Genomic DNA, 22300 nt, shown 5'->3' on the forward strand with positions numbered 1-22300 from the left:
GCTGGATGTCTGAGCGAAGCGCAGCGTAGCGAGTTCAGCGCCGCCGGCCCGAGGGCCCTGGAGCAAGGTTCCCGGGCGAAATCCGGGTGCCCTTCTTTGGGTACTTTCTTGGGCAAGCAAGAAAGGACCTCGCGGCGCGCTGGCGAGTCAGCGCCAGGCAGTATGCGGACCGAAGGCACCGTAAACACCCGAGGCCGAGCCAGGACCAACCTCACAGCGGCTGGCTGCCAGGGGCCGTTCAGGTGATAACCAAGGTTACAACTTGCAGATATCAGCCCCGGCGCGCCGGATGATGAGGGGGGAGCGCTGGATGGCGGGATTTGCGAGACTGAGCCTATGGCGATGAAAAAGCGAATTACGGTTGGGCTGATCGTGCTGGCGGGGGTGGCCGCGCTGGTCTGGGCGCTGCGCCCGCAGCCGGTACCGGTGTCGCTGACCACGGTCGAGGCCGGCCCGTTCGAAGAGACCGTGCGCGAGGAAGGGCGCACGCGGCTGCGCGACCCCTTTACGGTGTCGGCGCCGATCGCCGGCTTCCTGCATCGCGTCGAGCTGGAAGAGGGGGACGCGGTCGAACTCGGCGACACATTGTTCCGCATGGAGCCCCTGCCGACCCCGGCGCTGGATGTGCGCTCGCGCGAGCAGGCGCGCGAGAACCTGGCGGCCGCGCGGTCGCGCCTGCAAAGCGCCGAGGCGAATCTCGAGAACCTGCGGGCCGAGGCGCGCTTCGCCGAATCCGAGTACCGCCGGCACCAGGAGCTGTTCGAGCGCGGGGCCGTTTCGGCCACCGAGGTGGAGCGTATGGAGACCGCACGCGACCGCGCGCGCTCGGCGGTGCGCGCCGGCGAGTCCGCGGTGGAGGTCGCGCGCAGCGAGATCGAGGGTGCCCGGATCGTGCTGGAGATCGCCAGCGGCCAGATGCCGGAATCCGAGGCCGAGACGCTGTCCGTGCGCTCGCCGGCCTCGGGGGTGGTGCTGGAGCGCTATCGCTGCTGCGAGGGCACGATCGGGGCCGGCGAGCCGGTGCTGGTCGTGGGCGATCTCGACGACCTCGAGGTGCAGGTGGATCTGCTGTCCATGGACGCGGTGCGCGTGGTGCCGGGCATGCGCGTGCGCCTGACCGACTGGGGCCGCGATGCCGAACTGGAGGGCACCGTACGCCGGGTGCAGCCGTTCGGCTTTACCAGGATCTCCGCGCTGGGCGTGGATGAGCAGCGCGTGCCGGTGATCCTCGACCTCGACGCGGTGGAGGCACGCATGGCCGGGCTGGCAGTGGGCTACCGCGTGGAGGCCGAGTTCCTGCTGTGGGAAGGGGATGACGTGCTGCAGGTTCCGACCAGCGCGCTGTTCCGCGACCGCGGCGAGTGGTCGGTGTTCGTGGTCGAGGACGGCCGTGCCGAGCCGCGCCAGGTCGAGGTGGGGCGTCGCTCGGGCTTCGCCACGCAGATCCTCGAGGGCCTGGAGGCGGGCGAGCGTGTGGTCACTCGCCCGGGGGGCCGCGTGCAGGCCGGTACGCGCGTGGTCGCGAACTGACCGCTGTAGATGGCGAAAGAGTTGAATGAGGCGCCGCAGGCCCGGGCGCTGGAAGATCTGCTAACCCCCCTGGATGCCGCGCTGCAGACGCGCGGTGCCGCCGTGCTGGTGGCCGAACCCGGTGCCGGCAAGACCACCCGCGTCCCGCTGCATCTGGCCGCCTCCAGCCCCGAGGATCGCGTGATCGTGCTGCAGCCGCGCCGGCTGGCCGCCCGCATGGCGGCGACCTACATGGCCGGGCAGCTCGGTGAAGCGGCCGGGCAGACGGTCGGCTACCGCGTGCGCGACGAGCAGAAGGTCTCGGATCGCACCCGGGTGGAGCTGGTCACCGATGGCCTGTTCCTGCGGCGCATCCAGGGCGACCCGCTGCTGGAAGGGGTTGGCACCGTGGTCTTCGACGAATTCCACCTGCGCCGGCCGGAGGCCGAGCTGGCGCTGGCCTTTGCGCTGCAGGTGCGTCGGCTGCTGCGCCCGGAGCTGCGCATCGTGGTGATGTCGGCGACCCTCGACGACGAGGCCGTGGCGCGGCTGCTGGCCGGTCCGGAGGCGGATGCCGTGCCGGTGCTGCGGGCGCGTGGGCGGCAGTTCCCGGTCGAGGTCCGTTATGCCCCGATAGCGAAAGATGCGCCGCTGGCGGACGGCGTGGCGCAGGCGGTGCGGGATGCGCTGGCGGTGGAGACGGGCTCGGTTCTGGTCTTCCTGCCCGGCGAGCGCGAGATCCGCGAGGTGGCCGCGCGTCTGGGCGAGGGGGTGGGTGACGGCGTGGATACGTCCGCCGTCCCCGCGCGCATCGCGCCGCTGTTCGGCCGGCTGTCGGCACAGGAGCAGGCCCGGGCCGTGCGCCCGGCGCCCGCGGGCGAGCGCAAGGTGGTGCTGGCGACCGACATCGCCGAGACCAGCCTGACCATCGAGGGCGTGCGCGTGGTGATCGACGCGGGGCTCTCCCGCGAGCCGCGCTTCGATGCGGCGACCGGGCTCTCGCGGCTGGTGACGCTGCCAGCGTCGAAGGCCGCCGCCGAGCAGCGGGCCGGGCGCGCCGGTCGCACCGAACCGGGGGTGGCGATCCGCTTGTGGTCGCGGGCCGACGAGGTCGCGCGCCCGGACTACGCGACGCCGGGGATGCAGCAGGCGGACCTGCTGCCGCTGGCCCTGGAACTGGCCGGCTGGGGCGAGGCGGTGGTCGAACTCGACTGGCTGGAACCGCCGCCCGCGCAGGGTCTGGCCTCCGCGCAGGCGGTACTCGCCGAACTGGGCGCGGTGGATGCCGCTGGTCGGATGACTGGGCACGGGCAGGCCCTGCTGCGCCTGCCGACGCACCCGCGCCTGGCCCACATGCTGTTGCGGGGCCGGGAGCGGGGGCTGGCGCGCCTGGCCTGCGAACTGGCGGTGGCCGTGGAAGAACCGGGTGTGGCCGGGCCGGAGGCGCCGCTGGAGCTGGGTGCGCGCCTGGAGCACGCGCGGCGCTCGGGTAGCCGGGTCTGGCAATCCGGCCTGCGGCGTCTGGAACAGGCGCTGGCACGAGTCGGGGAGCGCCCCGCGGGTACGGAGGCGGCACTGGACGAAAGCACGGCGCTGGGCGTGCTGGCGGCGCTGGCCTGGCCGGAGCGTATCGCGCGTCGCCGCGGCGAGGTGGCCGGGCGCTTCGTGATGGGGAACGGCCGCGGCGCGTGGCTGCCGGAGCGCGAGCGTCTGGCGCATGCCGACTACCTGGTCGCGGTGGATTGCACGGATGCCGACCGCGAGGCCCGCATCCGCTGTGCGGTGATGCTGGACCTGGCGGCACTGGAGCAGGAGGCCCCGGAGCTCTTCCACCGCGAGATGCGCTGCGACTGGGTGGAGGATGGCTCGCGGCTGGAAAACGCGCGGGTTCGGCGGATCGGCACGCTGGTGGTGGAGCGGCAGATGGTCGTGCTGGACGATCCCGCCGCCACCATCCCGCGCTGGTGCGAACGGCTGCGCCGCGAGGGCCTTGCGCTGCTGCCCTGGGATGATGCGGCAACCCAGCTGCACGCCCGCATCCAGTTGCTGCACGAGACCCTGCCGGAGTCTGGCTTTCCGGATCTGCGCGACGCTGCGCTGCTGATGACCCTCGAGGAGTGGCTGGGGCCGTATCTGGCCGGGATCACGCGGCTCCGGGATCTCAAGCGGCTGGATCTGGCGGCGATCCTGCGCGCGCGACTGGACTGGGACCACCAGCAGCAACTGGAGCGGGAGGCACCGGCGCGGATCGAGGTCCCCTCCGGCTCCGCCCACCGGATTGATTACACGCAGGACCCGCCGGTGCTGGCGGTCAAGCTGCAGGAGCTGTTCGGCCTGGACGAGACACCCCGGGTGGCGGGCGGCCGCGTGGCGCTGGTGCTGCACCTGCTGTCGCCGGCGCGGCGTCCGGTGCAGGTCACCCAGGATCTCGCCAGCTTCTGGGAGAACGGCTATCCGGAGGTGCGCCGCGAGCTGAAGGGGCGCTATCCGAAGCACCCCTGGCCGGAGGATCCGTGGAATGCGCCGGCCACGCGGCATACGAAGCGGCGTGGGTAGCAGGCCCGGGTTTGGCGGGGGCTTCGCCTGCAAGCAGGCTCCCACAAGCGTTCTGCCCGCCAGGGTTGCGGGGCAAAGGCGCGGCCGTCATCAGAGAATGCGGAGGGTGGCGTTCTCGGGTAGTGTCGCGTTCAGTGCCGTCCGACGAGGAAGCGAACCGCGATGCTGAAGTTCCTGACCGTGATCCTGATCCTGCTGTTTGTCTGGTGGCGGGTGTCGCGCTGGATGGATGTGCGCCTCCGCCGCGCGCAGGGGGAGGATGTGTCCTACCAGGTGGACGTCAAGGGGTTTCGGCCGATCACGGTGCTCAGCATCATCTTTCTGATCCTCTACGGCGGCTACGTGATCTGGTTTGCCCTGACCGAGTGGGCGGATCTGCTGTAGCGGCGGACTGGTCGCGCCACCGTTACTCGATACCGAGTTTCTTCAGGCGGTAGCGCAGCTGGCGGAAGCTGAGGCCGAGCAGGCGCGCGGCGGCCGTACGGTTGCCGCCGGTCTGTTGCAGTGCGGTGGCGATGGCCTGGCGCTCCTGCGCGGCGAGCTGGTCGTCCAGTGCGCGGTCGGCCTCGTTGCGGGCGCTGTGGTCGGGGTCAGGCGGGCTGTCCGGGGCGCGGTCCATGACGGGTTCGGTGCCCAGGCCAGTGGCGGGAAGGTCGATGTTGTCGGCGTGGATCAGCCGACCCTCGCACAGGGTGGCGGCGCGCTCCAGGATGTTCTCCAGTTCGCGGACGTTGCCCGGGAAGCCGTGCCCCTGCAGGGCCGCGAGGGCATCGGGGGCCAGTTCCAGGTCGCCGGTCTCCCACTGCTCGCTGATGCGCCGCAGGATACGCGCGGCCAGGCGCTCGATGTCCCCGCGGCGGTTGCGCAGTGGGGGGACCTTCAGCTCGATCACGTTCAGTCGGTAGTAGAGGTCCTGGCGAAAGCGCCCCTCGCGTACGGCCTTCTCGAGGTCGTGATGGGTGGCGCTGAGGATGCGCACGTCCACCGGGATCTCGCGGGTGCCGCCGACCGGCTTGATCGCTCGCTCCTGGATGGCGCGCAGCAGCTTGACCTGCATCGGCAGTGGCAGGTCGGCAACCTCGTCGAGGAACAGCGTGCCGCCGTCGGCGGACTGGAACAGGCCGGTGTGGTCCTGGGTTGCCCCGGTAAAGGCGCCCTTGCGGTGGCCGAAGAACTCGCTCTCCATCAGCTCGCCGGGGATGGCGCCGCAGTTGACCGGGACGAACGGCCGCTCGGCGCGCGGCCCGAGGCGATGGATCTCGCGCGCGACCAGTTCCTTTCCGGAGCCGGATTCGCCGGAGATGAACACCGGCGCCTGGCTGCGGGCCAGCTTGTGGATGGTGGCTCGCAGGCGCTGCATGGGTTCGGAATGGCCCAGCAGGGGACTGTCGTCGGGGCGGGCCGGCGTGGTCGCGTCATCGGGCCCTTCTTCCGGCCCGGGGCCACGGGTCTCCAGGCGCAGCGCGGCATCGATCAGTTCGCGTAGCTGTTTCAGGTCCACCGGCTTGCTGACGAAGTCGAAGGCCCCCAGTTTCAGTGCCTGCACCGCCGTGTCCACGCTGCCGTGGGCGGTGATCACGGCCACCGGCAATTGCGGGCGTTCGCACTGGATGTGGCGGACCAGCTCGAGGCCGTCGCCATCGGGCAGGCGCATGTCGGTCAGGCAGAGGTCGAAGTCGCGTTCGGCGAGCAGGGCGCGGGCGGGTTCCAGGCGGGTGGCCGTGGTCGCTTCCAGGCCCATGCGTGCCAGGGTGATCTCGAGCAGTTCGCAGATGTCGGGCTCGTCGTCCACGACCAGCACGTGACGGATACTCATGCGCCTTGTTCCTTTGGCGATTCGTCTTCCAGGGGAGCGAACAGGATCCGGAAGCAGCCGCCGGTGGGCGTCCGGATGTACTCCAGCGAGGCCCCGTTGTTTTCGCACAGCATGCGCGAGATGTACAGGCCGAGCCCGGTTCCGCCGCTGCGACCGGAGACGAACGGTTCAAACAGGTCCTTTTCCTGTTCCGTGGAGATCCCGGGACCGGCATCGATGACATCCAGGCTGACCACGCGGGCGACCTGGCCGGCGCCCCCGCGCAACACGATGGGCGGACTGTCGGGTTCGTCGTGACCGCCGTGGATGCGCGCGTTGGTGCACAGGTTCCACAGGATCTGGTTGAGCTGCGAGCGATCGAACTGGATTTCGGAGTCGCCCGGTTCCACCCGGGCATGCAGGGTGGAGCGGGGCAGTTGCAGGGCCCCGCAGAACTCCTCGGCAAAGCGGTCCAGGGTCTCCTGCAGGTTCAGGCGTTCGCGCTCGCCGGCGTCCCGGCGTGACAGGCTGAGGACATTGGAGATCAGTTCGTTCACCCGCTTGCTCTGGTTGTTGATGATGTCGAGCAGGCGCTGGTCGTGAGGCGCGAGGTCCGGTGACTCGCCGAGCAACTGGGCGCTGTGGCTGATCGCACCGAGCGGGTTGCGGATTTCGTGGGCGATGCTGGCGGTCAGCCGGCCCAGGGCCTGAAGCTTGCTGGCCTGGGCCTGGCGCTGAAGCTCGGCGGCGTCCTCCAGGATCAGCAGCGTGCCCTGGTCGCCGCGATCGCCCAGCGGCGCCAGGCGGATGCGCAGGGCCGGCTGATCGCGATCGCCCGGCAACTGCTGGCTGGTGTTGGGCCTGCCGCTGCGCTGCCACTCGCGGATGACGCGGGCCACCGAGGGCGACAGCGACGACAGGTGGCGCCCCGGCCGTGGCGGCAGCAGGCGGCGGGCGGCCTCGTTGATGGAGCGGATGTAGCCCTCCGGGTCCACCGCGATGACCCCGGCGCTCATGCGCGCGATGATCTGGGCATTCAGCTCGGCCAGATTCGCCAGGTCGGCCTCCTGGCGTTCCACCTGGGCGCGCGTCTCGCCGGCCCGGCGGGCGAAGTGGCGCGCCAGCAGGCCGGCCGCGAACAGGGTGGCGCCCAGCAGGCCAGCCTGGGTGATGGCGCTCTCGCCAGGATGGAGGAGCAGGGCGCTGACCGTCTCGGCCAGCAGCAGCGCCAGGGTGGCGATGGCCGCCAGACTCAGCGCGAAGCGCGCGCTGGATAGCAGTACCGCGGCGACCAGGGCGGGGACCAGCAGGAGGCCGATCCCGGTGCCGACCCCACCGGAGACGAGCAGCAGCCCGATCAGGCCGATGCCGTCCCCGGCGCCCCCGATCAGGGCGATGCGGCTGAGGCTGGTGGTGTTCGGGTTGTGGGTGCAACGCCAGGCGAAGCCGGCCGCGGCCAGCGCGAAGGCGAGGTAGGCCGTGGCGATCACCGCGTAGAACTGGGGGGCGACCGCATGCAGTCCCAGCGGGGTATCCGGGAACAGTCCCAGCAGCAGCAGAACCGCTGCGACAAAGACCCGGTAGAGCGCGAACAGCCAGGCGGAACGCCGGGTGTCGGCGTCGATCGGCGTGTGCGCCCCGTTCTGGCCGTCCATGCGCGCGGGGATCAGTCGTCTTCGCTGTGGGTGTCGGCGTCCGAGCGGCTGCGGTCGACCTCGGCGTGCTGGCGCGAGCAGTACAGGCGGTCCCCGTCGCGGTAGGCCTCGGCCTCCGGAACGTGCACGCCGCAGAAGGCGCAGCGGATCACCGCGCCACCTTCCTTGAGGCGTTCGGGGCGTTCCCCGCGGGAGACCTGCTTGCGGTTGCTGCTGGAGCGCACCAGGGTGCGCACCGCGAGGAACACGGCGACGATGGCAACGATCAGGAGCAGCAGGCGCATGACCGGATTCTAGGGGAAACGCTGGTCAATGTGCACATTGATCAGCGTTTCCCTGACGCGATGATGGTCGCGGACCATCGGACCGGCCAGCTCGCGCTCCCGTAAGGGTCAGCCGGTGTTGCGCATGCCGGCGGCGATGGCGTTGATCGAGCGCAGCAGGGGCGACAGCCAGGGATTGTCGGCGTCGTCTCCGGCCTCGGCGTCGAACTCGCGGGATTCGCGCAGCAGGTGGATCTGGATGCTGTTGAGCGGGTCCAGATACGGGTTGCGCCGTTGCAGCGAGCGCGCCAGCAGGGGGGTCTCGTCCATCAGGGCGTCCAGCTGGGCGACCCGCAACACCTCGGTCACGGTGCGGCTGTGCTCGTCGCGGACCCGGGCATAGATGCGTTCGGCCAGTTCCGGGTCGCTGCACAGGCGGGCGTACTCGGCCGCGGTGCGCATGTCGGCCTTGGTCAGCGCCATCTGGCAGTTGGACAGCAGCGAGCGGAAGAACGGCCACTCCTGGTACATGCGCTGGAGCTGGGCCAGGCGCTCGGGATCGTCGCCACGCCAGCGCTCCAGCGCGGTGCCGATGCCGTACCAGGCGGGCAGGGTGTGGCGCGCCTGGGCCCAGCCGAAGACCCAGGGGATCGCCCGGATCGAGCTCTTGGAACGATCGGTCTTGCGCCGGTGCGAGGGGCGCGAGCCGATGTTCAGGAAGCCGATCTCCTGCACCGGGGTGATCTCGTAGAAGTAGTCGAGCACACCGTCGGTGCGGTCGATCAGCTCGCGATAGGCATCCTCGCCGCATTGCGCGAGATCCTGCATGGTGGCGCGGTAGTCGTCGCGATCCTGGCGCGGTGGCCGGATCAGGCTGCGCGAGGCGAGCATGACACCGGTGGCGCCCATGCCCAGCTCATAGACCGCGGTCTCCACGTTGGAGTACTTGTACGACAGCACCTCGCCCTGTTCGGTGAACTTGATGCGCCCCTGCACGGTGGCCGGGGGCTGGGCGAGGATGGACTCATGGGTCGGGCCGCCGCCACGGCCGACGGTGCCGCCGCGGCCATGGAACAGCTGGCAGCGCACGCCAAAGCGGTCGGTGATGCCGACGATCTTCTTCTGCGCCTCGTAGAGGTTCCAGCTGGAGGCGAGGATGCCGCCGTCCTTGCAGGAATCCGAATAGCCGAGCATCACGTCCTGGATGTTGCCGGAGGCGGCCAGCAGGCGGGCGTAGACCGGGTTGGACAGCAGGCCCTCGAGGACGTCCTCGACATGCAGGAGGTCCTCGATGGTCTCGAACAGCGGCGAGATGCGCAGGTGGCAGAAGGGGTTGCCGTCTTCGTTGTCTCCGGCCAGCCCCGCGAGGCGCCCCAGCAGCAGGACCTCCAGCACATGCGAGGCCGCGTGGGTCATGGAGATCACGTAGGTCCCGATGCCATCCGGGCCGACCTCGCGGCGCATGCCCTGGATGACCTCGAACACGCGCAGGGTTTCGCGGGTGCCTTCGCCCAGGGCGTCGCGGTCCAGTTCCGGCAACTGTTCGGCGGCGATCAGGTCGCTCAGGGCCTGCTGGCGGCCGGTCTCGTCCAGGGCGGCGTAGTCGGTGTCCGGGGCCAGCTGGCCGAGGATCTCGGCGATCGCGTCGGTATGCACGGTGGATTCCTGGCGCACGTCCAGGTGGTGCAGGTGGAAGCCGAAGGTCTCGACCAGGCGGATCAGATCGGTCAGCGCGCCGCTGGCGATATTGCGGTCGCCGTGGCTGATCAGCGAGTCGCGGATCAGCTTCAGGTCGCTCAGGAAGGCCTGGGCGTCGGCATAGGCGCTGTTGGTCGGAAGCACCGCGGCCTCGCCATGTACCCGCCGGACCACGGTGTCCAGGGTTTCGCGCAGGCGATACCGCATGATGTAGAGCTTGCGCCGGTAGGGCTCGCTCTCGAAGCGGTCGGAGGCCCCCTGGAACACCGCGTTCGCGATGTTGGCGTCGGAGTCCAGGCTGTCGAGGAAGGCCTGCGACGGCTGGCACATGAACGACGAGTGGGTCAGCACGTTGCGCAGGTGGTTGACCCGCTTGATGTATTCGCGCAGGACCTGCTCCATCGCCAGGCGACAGGACAGTTCGGTGACCTCGGGGGTCACGTTCGGGTTGCCGTCGCGGTCCCCGCCGATCCAGGAACCGAAGTGCAGGAAGGCCGGGATCCGCACCGGCAGGCTGCCGTCCGGGTGGACGCCGTAGATGCGGCGGATGGCCTTTTCCAGGAAGCGGTAGGACTGCGGGATGGCCTCGAACAGGCTCTCCTCGAAGTAGAACAGACCGTACTTGATCTCGTCCTGGACCTGCGGCTTCTTTACCCGTACCTCGTTGGTGCGCCAGAGGATCTGGATCTGGGTTTCCAGTTCCTCGGTGATCAGGCGGCGTTCCTCCTCGCCCAGACCGGGCTGGTTCAGCCGGTCGGCGGTCTCGAACACGCGGCGCTGGTTCTCCATCGTGGTCCGGCGACGGGCCTCGGTGGGGTGGGCGGTGAAGACCGGCTGGTAGTGCAGTTCGCTGAGCAGCCGTTCCAGCTCCTCGGCGGTGACCCCCTCGTCATGCAGTTGGCGCAGGGTCTGGTCGAAGGAGCCGGTCCACAGCGGTTCGCCGCTGGAGACCTGGGCCCGGCGCCAGCGGTAGAACAGGTCTTCCTCGGCAATGTTGACCAGGCTGAAGTAGATGCTGAAGGCGCGGATCACGCGCTCGGTGAGCGCGGCGTCGAAGTGGGTGATGTCCGCCATCAGCTGGCGGCGCAGGTCCGGGTCCTCGTTCTTGCGCAGGCTGACAAAGCCGCGGCGCAGCTTTTCGACCGCGTCGAATACCGCCTGGCCTTCCAGCTTGTGGATCACGTTGCCCAGGAGTTCCCCGAACAGCCGCACGCGGGCGCGCAGTTCCTTGTCCTTGGGCAGGAATCGGTCGTGTTGATCGCTTCGAGTCATATCGGGCCTGTGCGCGCAGGACGACGATCGCCGCTGCCTGGGCTTGCCGGTTGGGGTCGGGAGGTCGCGAAAAGGACGCGATTATAGCGCAGATGCGGCCTTCGCACGCCGGCTGCGGCGCGGGAGCTGTTCGCGGTACAGGGCGAGATAGGCGTCGGCGCTCGCGTTCCAGCCGAAGTCGCGGGCCATGCCGGTGCGCATCAGTTGTTCCCAGCGGCCGTCGCCGCGGGCGGCGTACAGCCCCAGGGCGCGCTCCAGCGCGCCGCCGAGGGCGGACACGCTGTCCGGCGAGAAGCTGAATCCCGTGGCCGTGCCGGCGCCCAGATGATCGGGTGTGGCGTCGACCACGGTGTCCGCCAGGCCCCCGGTCGCGTGGACCACCGGCGGGGTGCCGTAGCGCAGGCTGTAGAGCTGGTTGAGACCGCAGGGTTCGAAGCGCGAGGGCATCAGGAACAGGTCGGCGCCGGCCTCGATCTGGTGGGCCAGGGGCTCGTCATAGCCGATGTGCACCCCGACCCGGCCGGGATAGGTGCGCGCCAGGGCGCCGGTGGCGTGTTCCAGGTCCTTCTGGCCGGAGCCGACCAGGGCCAGCTGGATGCGCCCGGCCTCCAGCAGCGGGGTGCAGGCGGCATGCAGCAGGTCCACGCCCTTCTGCTCGACCATGCGGCCCACGTGGCCCAGCAGCGGGATGTCCGGGTCCGGTTCCAGGCCCAGGCGGGTCTGTAGCGCGGCCTTGTTGGCGGCCTTGCCGGCGAGGTCGTCGGCGCTGTAGCGCGCGGCGATATGGCGGTCGCGCGCCGGGTCCCAGTCGCGGTAGTCGACCCCGTTGAGGATGCCGTGCAGGTCCGCGGCGCGGGCGCGCAGCACGCCGTCCAGGCCCATGCCGGAGGCTGGCTCCTGGATCTCGCGGGCATAGGTCGGCGAGACCGTGGTAATGGCGTCGGCAAAGACCAGGGCCGCCTTCATGAACGACAGCTGGTCGTGAAACTCCAGCGCCTCCGGGTGCCACAGGTCCGCGGGCAGGTTCAGCTCCTGCAGGGTGCTGGCCGGGAACAGGCCCTGGTAGGCCAGGTTGTGAATGGTGAATACGGTCCGCGGGCGCTCGATGCCGGTGCGCTCCGGGTCCAGCAGCAGCGGCACCAGGCCGGTCTGCCAGTCGTTCAGGTGGATGAGCTCCGGGGTCCAGTCCAGCCCGGCCTCGTCGCGCGCGAGGGCGACGATGGCGCGGGCGAAACCGGCGAAGCGCTGGGCGTTGTCCGGCCAGTCCATGCCGTTGCTGGCGCTGTACGGATTGCCGGCGCGCTGGAAGTACTCCGGCCAGTCGATCAGGTAGACCGGCACGCGAGTGCCGGGCAGGCGGCCCTCGAGGAGCTGCCACGGGGCGTTGTCCGGACCCGGGCGCGGGGTGGCATCCACCAGGTTGCGGCAGGCCTCGGGATAACCGGGCAGGACCAGGCGCACATCCTGGCGCCGGCGGCGCAGGGCGGCGGGCAGGCTGGCACTGACATCGGCGAGCCCGCCGGTCTTGACCAGGCTGTAGGCCTCGCTGCTGGCGAACAGGATACGCATGGAGAGTTCCCCGGGAACGGAACCGGCGGCGCCGGATGGTTTCTATGGATTGTAACGCAGGGGGCCGGGCGGCACTCTGGGGAACAGGACAAGCGGGGGCATGGAATGACGACAGGACGGGATACGGGGATGGAGAGTGCCCTGCGGGTCGAGGCCCGCCGGCTGGAGGGCGAGACCTTGCGCGATCTGTTCGCGCGCGATCCCGACCGGGTGCAGCGGGATGTGCAGGAAATCGCCGGCATGCGCCTGGACTGGACGCGTCAGCGCCTGGACGCCCCGGCCTGGGATGCGCTCTTCGAGCGGGCCGCGGCCTGCGAGGTGCCGGAGGCGCTGCGCGCGCTGTTCGCCGGCGAACGGGTCAACACCACCGAGGGCAGGGCGGCGCTGCACACCGCCCTGCGTCTGCCGCGCGAGTCGCGCTGCGAGGTGGATGGCCACGATGTCGTGCCCCAGGTGCATGCCCAGCTGGACCGGGTCGAGGCCTTCGTGCAACAGGTCCACGACGGTACCCACCGGGGCTACAGTGGACGTCCGATCCAGCGGGTGGTGAACATTGGCATCGGCGGTTCCGACCTCGGGCCGCGCATGGTCTGCCGGGCGCTGGCGCCGCATGCGCGGGCGACGGCCGAAGGCGCGCCGCTGGCGGTCCAGTTCGTCTCCAACGTGGACGGCGCGGCCCTCTCCGCCGTGCTGCGCGAGGCCGATCCGGAGACCACGCTGTTCATTGTCGCCTCCAAGACCTTCGGCACCCAGGAGACCCTGACCAACGCCCGCGCGGCCCGCGCCTGGCTGCTGCGCCATGCACCGGACGACTCGGCCGTGGCGCGCCACTTCGTGGCGGTGTCCACCGCGCGCGAGCGGGTGACCGAATTCGGCATCGACCCGGACAACATGTTCGGTTTCTGGGACTGGGTCGGCGGGCGCTACTCCGTGTGGTCCACCATCGGGCTGCCGGTGGCACTGCTGCTGGGCATGGACGGCTTTCGTGCCTTCCTCGGCGGCGCGCACGCCGTGGACGAGCACGTCCGGCGCGCGCCGATCGCCGGCAACGCCGCGGTGCGCATGGCGCTGGTGGATCTGTGGAACCAGAATCTGCTGGGCGCGCAGTCGCGCGCGGTATTGCCGTACGACGAACGCCTGTCGCTGCTGCCACCGTACCTGCAGCAGGCGGAGATGGAGAGCCTGGGCAAGCGCGTGGGGCTGGACGGCCAGGTGGTGACGGACGATACCGGCGCGGTGGTCTGGGGCGCGGTGGGGACCGACGGCCAGCATGCCTTCTTCCAGCTACTGCATCAGGGCACGCGCTTCATCCCGGCCGAGTTCATCGGCGTGGCGCGCCCCGAGCACGACCTGCCGGCGCAGCATCCGTTGCTGATGGCCAACCTGGTCGCGCAGGCGGAGGCGCTGGCGACGGGCAAGGACGAGGACGTGGTGCGCGCGGAGATGGCGGCGGCGGGACAGTCGCCGGAGGCGATCGACGCCCTGGCGCCGCACCGGAGCTTCCCCGGCAACCGGCCGAGCACGCTGATCCTGCTGGAACGCCTGGACCCGGCCACGCTGGGCGCGCTGATCGCGCTGTTCGAGCACAAGATCTACGTGCTGGCCACGCTGTGGGGCATCAACGCCTTCGACCAGTGGGGGGTGGAGCTGGGCAAGCAGTTGGCCGGCCAGATCCTCGCGGATCTGGAGCCGGGGGCGACACCCGCCGCACATGATCCCGCGACCACCGCCACGCTCGACTGGTTGCGCCCGCGGTTACCGCACGGGGATTGACCCACGTCCGTTCCGGCTTGGCTCAGACGGTCAGGGCGTCGTCGGACTCCTCGATAGCGGGGACGTCCGTGGGCAGGGTGATCGTCCGGGTGTCGCCGTCCAGCCAGAAGCGGATCTCGGCCTCCGCGCCATCGGCGGTGGCCGAGACCGCCTCGAGGAAGTCCATCGGGGTGGCGGGCACGCGGCCGTTCACCTCCAGGATCAGGGCCCCGTGGCTCAGTCCCGCGGTGGCGGCCCGCCCGGTCGCGCGGCTGACCAGAACGCCGGGTTCGTCGGGCAGTTGCAGGGCCTCGCGCAGGTCGTCGCGGGCCTCGACTACGGTGATGCCCAGGGCGGTGACGACCTCGTCCTCGCCCGGCGGCGTGTAGTCGAAGGGTACCTCCGCCTCGAGGATCTCCGGGGCGACGTGGATCGCCGCCCCGCTGCGAACGGCCAGGGCGAGCGCGTCGCTGGGACGGGTGTCGATCATCCGCGCCTCGTCATCGCCGGCCACACGCACCTCCAGCCAGCCGAGATAGGTGCCGTTTTCCAGGCCGTCCACGATCACCCGCTCCAGGCGGGCGTTCAGTTGCTCCAGCAGGTCGATCATCAGATCGTGGGTCTGCGGGCGCGACAGCGGGACCTCGTGCATCGCGAGCAGGATCGCGCGGGCCTGATCGGTGCCGATCACGATGGGGACCACCTCGCCGGAGGCCGGGTGGCGCAGCAATGCGATGGGGGCGCCGGAGTTGGCGTCCACCCCGACGGTGGCCAGCTCGACCGGCAGCAGGCGATCCGGATCAGTGGCCATCTCTCGCGCCAGGGCATCGCTGGCCAGAACCAGCAGCAGGACGAGTACGAGGGGCAGGGATAACCGGGAGCGGGGCATCGGCAGGGTGCCTGGGAAAAGGTGTCTCCCGATCATGGCAGTGCGCTCGCGAGGCGTCCAGAATACCCGGCCTGCTTTTCCGGATGGATGGATACGATGGCCAGTGACAAGCCCTATGCCCCGGCGGCGGAACAGAACCGCGCGCCGATCCTGGAGGTGCTGCGCGAGCGCTTTCTTGCCCACGGTCGGGTGCTGGAGATTGGCGCCGGAACGGGGCAGCACGCGGTGCACTTCGCCGCGGCGCTTCCCCACCTGGACTGGCATCCCAGTGATGTGGCCGAGAATCTGCCCGGTGTAGAGGCCTGGCGGCGCGATGCCGCCGTGCCCAACCTGCGGCCGGCACGGCCACTGGACGTGCTGCGGGACCCCTGGCCGGAGGGGCCGTTCGAATACGTCTACAGCGCCAACACCGTGCACATCATGCACTGGCCGGCGGTCGAGGCGCTGTTCGCTGGCGTGGCACGGGTGCTGGCGGCGGACGGGTTGTTCGCCCTGTACGGCCCGTTCGCCCACGACGGCGCCCACACTGCCGAATCCAACGCGCGCTTCGACCAGATGCTGCGGGCGCAGGACCCGGGCATGGGCGTGCGCGACCGCGCCGACCTGGACGCGCTCGCCACCGCCGCCGGACTCGCACCCGAGGCGGTCATCAACCTCCCGGCCAACAACCAGATCCTCCTCTGGCGCAGGACGTAGCTCTTTCAGGGCGTGGCTATCACGAAGCACACGAAGGCACGAAGAAATTCAAAGTCGGATTGACCACGGAGTGCACAGAGACCACGGAGAAATCCGAAAGGCTTCAAGGGGAGGGGCAATGGAATGATCCGTTGAGATCAGATCGGGACCAGGAACTGCTTCCCGCTTGCTCCGGAACAGCCTGCCATCCCGTTGAGCTGAAATAGGGCGAGCGGCGATCAGGGTCAGCCGCCCGCCCTATATGCCCCCTTTATCTCTCTGTGTCCTCCGTGACCTCTGTGGTAGACAGGCTCTTGACCTGGCCCTTCTTCGTGTCTTCGTGTGCTTCGTGGTGAATACAGGGGGGGTCAGCAGTCGCCGATGCGTTGGCCGCGCATTTCCATGCGCACGTTCATCGGGCCCATCGGGGTGTCCATCTCGCTGGTCATCTCGCCCTCGGCGCGATCGCCCATGAAACGCATGCTGCCCTCCATCTGCATCTGGCCGCCCTGCGGGTCCGTGCAACTCATGGTGTAGTCCATGCGCTCGGCGGTCATGTCCATCTGATCCAGCGTGCAGCCCTCCGGCGCCTCGATGATGTTCTCGCCGCGATCGATCTCTTCCTGGGTGACGCACTCGGTCGTGGTCTCGGTCTGGTCCGGCATCCCGGCCATGCCTTCCATGATCATGGTGTTCTGGTTCTCCCACAGGCCCGGCTGGATGTTCGGGGTGTCGGCCTGGGCGGCCAGCGGCAGGGCCACGAGGGGCAGGGCGGCGAAAAGGATGCGCAGCATGACAGTCTCCTGAAACGGGGTAAGGCGATCGTTCAATGGTGCCTGCCCCGCCATGACGGGGCAAACGCTGGTTTCCGCAACCGCGCACTGGCACCTTAAGGAGACATTGATCAGTGGTTCTACAAGGATTCACTCGGAGGAAACGCGATGGCAATGCCGTTGTGGCTGGTCGGGGGTGTCGGCGCGCTCGCGCTGGGGGGTGTGCTGTGGCAGGAGGGGCAGTTGCCGGGCTCGTCCGGTGGGCACGTGCACCTGGCCGCGCCGCGCTGCGAGGTGCCGGTCGCCCTGCACCTGGCGGGCGTGGATCCGCGCTTCCGCCTGGAGCGCGACGCGGTGCAGACGGCCCTGGATGCGGCCGTCCGGATGTGGGACGGGCAGACGCCGGACGTGCTCTTCCGCCAGCGTGAAGGCGAGGGTATGCCGGTGCGGCTGGTGTTCGACGAGCGCCAGGCAGGAGCCGAGAGCCGGGACCGTGCCCGCGCGGAACTGGACCGCCTCCAGCGGGGGATCGCCGAGCGCGAGGAGCGCCTGGATCATCGCCACTCGGCGCTGGCGGCGGATGCCGCGGGCTATCAGCGTCATCTCGAGGATTTTCAGGCGCGCCAGCGCGAATACGAGCAGGCGGTGGCCGCCTGGAATGCCGGTCGCATGGCGCACAGCGCGGGGAATCGCGAACGTCTGGAGCGGCAGCGCCGGGCGCTGGACCGCGCGGGTGACGACCTCGATCAGCGCCGGCGCACGCTGGAACAGCGCCGTGACGAGCTCAACCGTGACATCCGGGCACTGGAGCGCGAGATCGATGGGTTCAACGAGCGGGTCGCGGAGCTCAACCGCGAGATCGGTACGACCGGGGCCTTCGACATGGCGGTGTACGAGCAGCACGGGGCGCGGCGCTCGATCACCGTGTTCAAGGCGAGTGACGCCGATGAGCTGCGTCTGACGCTGGCGCACGAGCTGGGCCATGCCCTGGGGATCGATCACGTGGACGACCCGGCAGCCGTGATGCACGCGATGCTGGGGGAGGCCAACGCCGGGCGGCGCGACCTGAGCGAGGCCGACCGTCGCGCGCTGGCGGCGGCCTGCGACGTGGAGCTTGCGCGGTGACCGCCGGGGTCGGGCGGATGCCCGGTCCCGGTATCGGTGCTAGAAGTGGTAGCGCATGGCGGCGGCCAGTACGTGCACGTGACCCGAGGTGGTGCCCTGCATGTTCACAAAGGTATCCGCCTGTCCATCCCCGCTGGAATCGAAGCCCCGGGTGACGTCCAGGTCCTCGCTGCCGATGTGGATGTAGCTGTAGCCGAAGTCGAAGGTGAAGCGGTCACTGCTGGTTAAGGTGGCTCCGATGGAGAACCAGGTGCGGTCGCCATCCGGAGTGCGTGTGCTGCGGCCGTCGGTCTGGGTCGGGGTCTGGTCATACTGGATGCCGCCGCGCAGGGTCCAGCGCGGGTTCATTTCGTACTCGGCTCCGACCGCCAGGGCGTAGCTGTTGCGGTAGTTCTGTTCCAGCACCTGTTCGTTGCCCTGCGGCAGCTGGATGCGGATCTCGTCGAAGTTCGACCAGTTGAACCAGGTGTACTGAGCCAGGCCGGTCCAGCGGTCATTGAAGCGGTGGCGGATGCCGATGGATGCGATATCAGGCAGCTTCAGGTCGGCCTGCCCGGGCAGCACGGAGACAGGCCCGCCCGCGGGCTCGGTGATGGTCGCCGTGCCGCTCAGGGTGTGGGTGATGCCGTCGCGGTAATGGATGCCGAGGCGGGTGTCATCGCCCAGATCGAACAGCATCCCGATGTTGAAGCCGATATCCCAGTTGTCGCCCTCGAGTTTGAATTCCCCGTCGGTGTCCGGATTAGGGCCACCCGGGTCCGGAGTGGCGCTGCGCAGGGTCGCGTCGGCGTACTGCAGGTCGAGGCCGCCGCCGATGGAGATCCGGTCGGTCAGGTCGAAGGCGATGCTGGGCTGCAGGTTCAGCACGCGCAGGTCGGATTCCAGCGAGTCGTAGCGGGCGAAGAAGTCATCGTTGTATTCGTTCTTCAGGCCGAAGGGCGCGCTGAGGCCAAAGCCCAGCCAGACACGTTCCGAGTACTGCTCCGCCCAGTACAGGTTGGGGATCGGAGTCGGGTCGTAGGGGTTGTTGCCGTCGCGGCCCTCGTACGGGGCCCCATTGATGGTGGAGCTGCTGCGCCTGACCTTGGCCTCGGGGGCCAGCAGATACACGCCTGCCTGCACCTCGTTGCGTTCCAGGCGGGTCATGCCGGCCGGGTTGAAGTAGATGGTGCTGGCATCGGAGGCGATGGCGGCCTCGCCGGCATAGGCGCGCCCGAGACCGGAGACCCCTTGCTCCTGCAGGTAAAAGCCCGCGGCCAGCAGGGTCGTGGGTGCGGCAAACAGCGCGGTGCTGACGGCGGCGGCAAGCGCCAGGCGGCGCGAAGGCTTCAAGGTCATGCGGTCTCCCCCTTATTGGTCTTTTTTCGGGGGGACCGTCGGCGGGCGGTATGGCGCTTCCGGCACGAGCTCCCCCGCCGCGGACACTACCGATTCCGGGGAGATGATGCCAACCGCATCACGTTTTTCGGTCAGGTCACCAGGATCAGGCCCATCAGTGCGGCGACGCCGCCGCCCACCAGCAGCGCGAGGGTGCGCCGGGTAAAGCGGCCGAGGATCAGGCGCGCGGCGCGCTCGCGCATGCCGAAGGCATCCTGCAGGCCCACAATAGCGGCGATCAGGCCCCCGACCAGCAGGATGATTCCAAGGATCTGGGTCATCGGTCAGGCCTTGTGGATCAGCCGGAGCAGGCCCAGCAGGAGGACGGCGCCGACGGTGGCGGCGGCGAGGCTGCCGATCAGCCCGCCGGCCTGGACCCCGAGCTGGGTGAACAGCCAGCCGCCGAGGAAGGCCCCGATCACGCCGACCACGATGTTGAGCAGGATGCCCTGCCCGGAGCCGTGCACCAGCAGTCCGGCGAGCCAGCCAGCGATGCCGCCGATGAGCAGGAGTAGGAGAAGGGATTCGATGGCCATGATGTCGCGCTCCTTGCGGGTAACGGAGTGTTGGAGTGTGCCGAGGTCGCTGCGTTCCCCGAAAAGCACGGTGGCGAAGGGTTCGACTGTACAGGGCACGCGGCTGGGCCGCCCACCAGCGGTGGCCTCCACAAGGGATGGCAACCCCTTCGTCGTGGGTATTTTTGAGAACCATTCCGCAAAACCCTAGTCTCTGTATCGGACATTCATGGATCCGTCATGGACGGGGTCAGCCAATCCGCGCGGCCTGTCGACGGGAAGGAAACCGGAATGCATGAACCGAATGATCGCGCCGCCGCGGGCTGGCGCCCGTCATCCCGCGGACAGGGCCGCGCGCTGCTGCCCGCCGTACTGCTGGCGCTGCTCGCGGGTTGTGGCGCCGAGGACGGGCAGTCCGACTCGATGGTCTCGAACGCCAGCGCCGGCGAGCGGCTGGCGCCGGTGGAGGAGACCGGCACACTGCGCGTAGTGACCCGCAATGCGCCCACCACCTGGTACTTTGACCAGCATCTGGAAGCGGCGGGCACGGAGCATGATCTGGTCGAGGGCTTTGCCCAGGCGCATGGCTGGCAGGTGGAGTGGGTCATGGCCGAATCGGTCTCCGGTGTGCTCGAGACGCTGGCCTCCGGCGAGGCGCATATGGCCGCGGCGGGGCTGACCCATCTCGCCTCGCGGGACGAGCGCTTCCGACGCGGCCCCGAGTACATGGAGATCACCGAGCAGGTGGTCTGCCATCGCGACTTCGATGCCATGCCTGCATCGGCGGACGACCTGGGCTCGGTGGATCTGGTGGTCTCGGCCGGCAGCAGCTACGTGGAGACCCTGGAGCAAGTGCTTCCGGAAGCGGCCGGGTTCGAGGTCCGCGAGATCGGTACCGAGCGGCTGATGGCGCAGGTCGCCCGGCAGGAGATCGACTGCACCGTGGCCGACTCGCATATCGTGCGCTACAACCGCCGCTCCTTCCCGCATCTCGACATTGCCTTCGATCTGTCCGAGCCGCGCACCCTGGGCTGGTACGTACAGCCGGACCAGGAGGCGCTGGCTGAACTGGCGGGCGACTGGATGCAAGGTGATGGCGGCCGGGAACTGCGCGAACTCGTGGACGAGCGCTACTACGCCTACATCGATCAGTTCGACTTTGTCGACCTGCGGGCGCTCAACCGGCGCATCGAGGACCGCCTGCCGCAGTTCCAGTCGTATTTCGAGGAAGCGGCCGAAAGCACCGATCTACCGGCCGATCTGCTGGCGGCCCTGGCCTATCAGGAGTCGCACTGGGATCCGGAGGCGCGCAGCCCCACCGGTGTGCGCGGCCTGATGATGCTGACGCAGCGCACGGCCGAGTCCCTGGGGGTGGATCGCCTGGACCCGGTGCAGAGCATCGACGGCGGGGCGCGCTACCTGCAGCGCCAGCACGAACTGCTGCCCGACGACATTGACGAGCCCGACCGCACCTACCTGGCGCTGGCGGCCTACAACATCGGCCGCGGGCACCTGCTGGATGCGCGCCGGCTGGCGCGCGAGCTGGGGCGTGATCCGGATCGCTGGGCCGACATGCGCGAGACCCTGCCGCTGCTGACCGAGGAGCGCTACTACCAGAACCTGCGCTTCGGCTACGCTCGCGGCTACCAGCCGGTGTACTACGTGCAGCGCATTCGCAACTACCGCGACGTGATCCGCCCGGTCTTCGTGGCCGAGGACGAGCTCCCGTCCGACCGGATCGTGGTCAGGCGCGACTGATCCCGGGCCGGCGGGCGTTGCCCGAGACCAGTGCATCCAGCGCCTGCTGCCAGCGCGGTTCCAGCCGAGCCGGCAGCCAGGCGCGCACGTCCGGTGCCGGCGGCGTTCCCTGTTGCAGCCAATGTCGCAGGCGCTCGGTCAGGGCCGCGCCATCGCCGGCGGGATAGCGGCAAGTGTCTGGATATTGCTCGCGGTAGGCCAGGGCATCCGGGACCAGTGGCGTCGCCCCGGCGGCCGTGGCCTCCAGTACCGCGAGTCCCTGGAACTCGTGCAGGGCGGTGCTGACGACGATGCCCGCGCGGCCCAGCAGGTCTTCGTATTCCCGGCGCGGCAGCTTGTCATCCGCCACGATGCGGTCCCCGAGGGCGGCGCGCAGTCGCTGCAGGGCCTCGGGGGGTTGCGCGGGCCGCGCCCCCAGCAGGGCGAGCCGGAAGTCCACGCCGGCCTCCCGCAGCCTTAGCAGCGCCTCGACGAACACCTCCGGCGCCTTGTCGTACTCCCAGCGGTGATTCCACAGGATCAGGCGCGGATCGCGCGGGTTGTCCGCCGCGGTGGGTGGCGCGACCGGGACGGGCAGGACCTCGCTGCGTGCCTGCAGCCGGGTGCGCAGGCCTTCAGGGACATGATCCGGCATCCGCGAGAGCAGGGCGTCCATGCCATCCAGGAACGAGGCGCGGTTGAAGGCGGAGTTGAAGGCCACGCGGTCCGCCGCCAGTGCCGCGTAGATCTGCACCATCTGGGGGTCCACGGAATCCACCTGGTCGCGGCCGACCGGGTAGGCGAACTGGTTTTCGTGCACGTAGTACAGCGTGGGTGGCCGGGCGAGTGACGGATGCAGGCCGCGCAAGGTGGCCAGGTCTACCATCGAGGTGGCGATGACCGCATCGGCCTCCACGCCCGCGAGCCGGTCCAGCCAGGAGACCGGGTTGCCGCGGATGCGCCAGCGGAAGTGCCGCCCGGGCAGTTCCAGCACCTCCCAGTCGAATTGACCGAAGGTCGTGGTCAGCCAGTCGACCCAGGCGGCGTGACTGTCGGCCCGGTAGGCGGAGAGCAGGAGGATGCGCGAGCGTGGCGGCATGCAGGCGGGCTGGCGGTCGGGAGAGAGGCCCTACCTTGCCG

The 22300-nt window shown here is 69.6% G+C and carries 18 protein-coding genes; 7 read left to right on the forward strand and 11 right to left on the reverse strand.

Annotation, left to right across the window (positions count from 1 at the left end; translation table 11 throughout):
* Positions 1-336 precede the first annotated feature (336 nt).
* The 3 genes from F614_RS0111610 to F614_RS0111620 all read left to right on the forward strand — a co-directional run bounded on the left by F614_RS0111610 (position 337) and on the right by F614_RS0111620 (position 4449).
* Entirely contained in the window at positions 337-1530 is a 1194-nt protein-coding gene (locus F614_RS0111610) for an efflux RND transporter periplasmic adaptor subunit (RefSeq protein WP_019558929.1), read from the forward strand.
* A 9-nt stretch (positions 1531-1539) separates the two neighbouring features.
* Entirely contained in the window at positions 1540-4065 is a 2526-nt protein-coding gene (gene hrpB, locus F614_RS0111615) for an ATP-dependent helicase HrpB (RefSeq protein ID WP_019558930.1), read from the forward strand.
* A gap of 162 nt (positions 4066-4227) precedes the next feature.
* The gene (locus F614_RS0111620; RefSeq protein WP_019558931.1) at positions 4228-4449 is read left to right on the forward strand and encodes a hypothetical protein; all 222 of its coding nucleotides are present in this window, start codon (positions 4228-4230) and stop codon (positions 4447-4449) included.
* Positions 4450-4471: 22 nt separating this feature from the next.
* Here F614_RS0111620 and F614_RS0111625 read toward each other — a convergent pair whose 3' ends face one another.
* The 5 genes from F614_RS0111625 to glgA form a co-directional block, all read right to left on the reverse strand.
* Positions 4472-5881 (reverse strand): sigma-54 dependent transcriptional regulator, encoded by a 1410-nt coding sequence (locus tag F614_RS0111625; protein ID WP_018879785.1) that lies wholly within the window; start codon positions 5879-5881, stop codon positions 4472-4474.
* A complete protein-coding gene (locus F614_RS0111630) occupies positions 5878-7515 on the reverse strand; it encodes a PAS domain-containing sensor histidine kinase (RefSeq protein ID WP_018867899.1) in 1638 nt (545 codons plus the stop codon). The genes F614_RS0111625 and F614_RS0111630 overlap by 4 nt, the downstream gene beginning before the upstream one ends.
* Positions 7516-7526: 11 nt before the next feature.
* Positions 7527-7799, reverse strand: a complete 273-nt coding sequence (locus F614_RS0111635; RefSeq protein WP_018867898.1) for a PP0621 family protein — start codon at positions 7797-7799, stop codon at positions 7527-7529.
* A 108-nt stretch (positions 7800-7907) separates the two neighbouring features.
* Positions 7908-10748, reverse strand: coding sequence for a phosphoenolpyruvate carboxylase (ppc, locus tag F614_RS0111640; RefSeq protein WP_018867897.1), 2841 nt, complete (start codon positions 10746-10748; stop codon positions 7908-7910).
* 81 nt (positions 10749-10829) lie between these two features.
* Complete coding sequence (glgA, locus tag F614_RS0111645; protein WP_019558932.1) at positions 10830-12317, reverse strand: glycogen synthase GlgA; 1488 nt, start codon at positions 12315-12317, stop codon at positions 10830-10832.
* Between the two features lie 129 nt (positions 12318-12446).
* On the opposite strand from glgA, the gene pgi reads away from it, so the two are divergent.
* The gene (pgi, locus tag F614_RS0111650) at positions 12447-14090 is read left to right on the forward strand and encodes a glucose-6-phosphate isomerase (RefSeq protein WP_019558933.1); all 1644 of its coding nucleotides are present in this window, start codon (positions 12447-12449) and stop codon (positions 14088-14090) included.
* A gap of 22 nt (positions 14091-14112) precedes the next feature.
* On the opposite strand, the gene F614_RS0111655 is transcribed toward pgi, so the two are convergent.
* Positions 14113-14958 carry a bifunctional nuclease domain-containing protein gene (locus F614_RS0111655; protein ID WP_019558934.1) on the reverse strand — a complete coding sequence of 282 codons (846 nt, stop codon included), beginning with the start codon at positions 14956-14958 and terminating at the stop codon, positions 14113-14115.
* Positions 14959-15054: 96 nt separating this feature from the next.
* On the opposite strand from F614_RS0111655, the gene F614_RS0111660 reads away from it, so the two are divergent.
* The gene (locus tag F614_RS0111660) at positions 15055-15654 is read left to right on the forward strand and encodes a DUF938 domain-containing protein (RefSeq protein WP_019558935.1); all 600 of its coding nucleotides are present in this window, start codon (positions 15055-15057) and stop codon (positions 15652-15654) included.
* A gap of 347 nt (positions 15655-16001) precedes the next feature.
* Here F614_RS0111660 and F614_RS0111665 read toward each other — a convergent pair whose 3' ends face one another.
* Positions 16002-16427, reverse strand: coding sequence for a DUF3617 domain-containing protein (locus F614_RS0111665; protein ID WP_019558936.1), 426 nt, complete (start codon positions 16425-16427; stop codon positions 16002-16004).
* A 147-nt stretch (positions 16428-16574) separates the two neighbouring features.
* Here F614_RS0111665 and F614_RS0111670 point away from each other — a divergent pair, with 147 nt between their 5' ends.
* Positions 16575-17531, forward strand: a complete 957-nt coding sequence (locus F614_RS0111670; RefSeq protein WP_038037362.1) for a matrixin family metalloprotease — start codon at positions 16575-16577, stop codon at positions 17529-17531.
* Between the two features lie 39 nt (positions 17532-17570).
* Here F614_RS0111670 and F614_RS0111675 read toward each other — a convergent pair whose 3' ends face one another.
* The 3 genes from F614_RS0111675 to F614_RS0111685 form a co-directional block, all read right to left on the reverse strand.
* Positions 17571-18869 carry an OmpP1/FadL family transporter gene (locus F614_RS0111675; protein ID WP_019558938.1) on the reverse strand — a complete coding sequence of 433 codons (1299 nt, stop codon included), beginning with the start codon at positions 18867-18869 and terminating at the stop codon, positions 17571-17573.
* A gap of 131 nt (positions 18870-19000) precedes the next feature.
* A complete protein-coding gene (locus F614_RS0111680; RefSeq protein ID WP_018867889.1) occupies positions 19001-19189 on the reverse strand; it encodes a DUF3185 family protein in 189 nt (62 codons plus the stop codon).
* Positions 19190-19192: 3 nt separating this feature from the next.
* Positions 19193-19444, reverse strand: coding sequence for a GlsB/YeaQ/YmgE family stress response membrane protein (locus F614_RS0111685; protein WP_018879795.1), 252 nt, complete (start codon positions 19442-19444; stop codon positions 19193-19195).
* A 270-nt stretch (positions 19445-19714) separates the two neighbouring features.
* Between F614_RS0111685 and mltF the strand changes: the two genes are divergently transcribed.
* Positions 19715-21181: a membrane-bound lytic murein transglycosylase MltF gene (gene mltF, locus F614_RS0111690; RefSeq protein ID WP_019558939.1), complete on the forward strand. Its 1467-nt coding sequence runs from the start codon at positions 19715-19717 to the stop codon at positions 21179-21181.
* Here the strand turns inward: mltF and F614_RS0111695 are convergent.
* Entirely contained in the window at positions 21168-22259 is a 1092-nt protein-coding gene (locus tag F614_RS0111695) for a DUF3524 domain-containing protein (protein WP_019558940.1), read from the reverse strand. The genes mltF and F614_RS0111695 overlap by 14 nt on opposite strands.
* Positions 22260-22300 lie beyond the last annotated feature (41 nt).

The organism is Thioalkalivibrio sp. ALE12 (assembly GCF_000381105.1).
Taxonomy (GTDB): Bacteria; Pseudomonadota; Gammaproteobacteria; order Ectothiorhodospirales; family Ectothiorhodospiraceae; genus Thioalkalivibrio.

Bases quoted from the DNA above. Each gene is read 5' to 3' on its own strand.
- F614_RS0111610 (WP_019558929.1), top strand. From the start codon at position 337: ATGGCGATGAAAAAGCGAATTACGGTTGGGCTGATCGTGCTGGCGGGG.
- hrpB (WP_019558930.1), top strand. From the start codon at position 1,540: ATGGCGAAAGAGTTGAATGAGGCGCCGCAGGCCCGGGCGCTGGAAGAT.
- F614_RS0111620 (WP_019558931.1), top strand. From the start codon at position 4,228: ATGCTGAAGTTCCTGACCGTGATCCTGATCCTGCTGTTTGTCTGGTGG.
- F614_RS0111625 (WP_018879785.1), bottom strand. From the start codon at position 5,881: ATGAGTATCCGTCACGTGCTGGTCGTGGACGACGAGCCCGACATCTGC.
- F614_RS0111630 (WP_018867899.1), bottom strand. From the start codon at position 7,515: ATGGACGGCCAGAACGGGGCGCACACGCCGATCGACGCCGACACCCGG.
- F614_RS0111635 (WP_018867898.1), bottom strand. From the start codon at position 7,799: ATGCGCCTGCTGCTCCTGATCGTTGCCATCGTCGCCGTGTTCCTCGCG.
- ppc (WP_018867897.1), bottom strand. From the start codon at position 10,748: ATGACTCGAAGCGATCAACACGACCGATTCCTGCCCAAGGACAAGGAA.
- glgA (WP_019558932.1), bottom strand. From the start codon at position 12,317: ATGCGTATCCTGTTCGCCAGCAGCGAGGCCTACAGCCTGGTCAAGACC.
- pgi (WP_019558933.1), top strand. From the start codon at position 12,447: ATGGAGAGTGCCCTGCGGGTCGAGGCCCGCCGGCTGGAGGGCGAGACC.
- F614_RS0111655 (WP_019558934.1), bottom strand. From the start codon at position 14,958: ATGCCCCGCTCCCGGTTATCCCTGCCCCTCGTACTCGTCCTGCTGCTG.
- F614_RS0111660 (WP_019558935.1), top strand. From the start codon at position 15,055: ATGGCCAGTGACAAGCCCTATGCCCCGGCGGCGGAACAGAACCGCGCG.
- F614_RS0111665 (WP_019558936.1), bottom strand. From the start codon at position 16,427: ATGCTGCGCATCCTTTTCGCCGCCCTGCCCCTCGTGGCCCTGCCGCTG.
- F614_RS0111670 (WP_038037362.1), top strand. From the start codon at position 16,575: ATGGCAATGCCGTTGTGGCTGGTCGGGGGTGTCGGCGCGCTCGCGCTG.
- F614_RS0111675 (WP_019558938.1), bottom strand. From the start codon at position 18,869: ATGACCTTGAAGCCTTCGCGCCGCCTGGCGCTTGCCGCCGCCGTCAGC.
- F614_RS0111680 (WP_018867889.1), bottom strand. From the start codon at position 19,189: ATGACCCAGATCCTTGGAATCATCCTGCTGGTCGGGGGCCTGATCGCC.
- F614_RS0111685 (WP_018879795.1), bottom strand. From the start codon at position 19,444: ATGGCCATCGAATCCCTTCTCCTACTCCTGCTCATCGGCGGCATCGCT.
- mltF (WP_019558939.1), top strand. From the start codon at position 19,715: ATGCATGAACCGAATGATCGCGCCGCCGCGGGCTGGCGCCCGTCATCC.
- F614_RS0111695 (WP_019558940.1), bottom strand. From the start codon at position 22,259: ATGCCGCCACGCTCGCGCATCCTCCTGCTCTCCGCCTACCGGGCCGAC.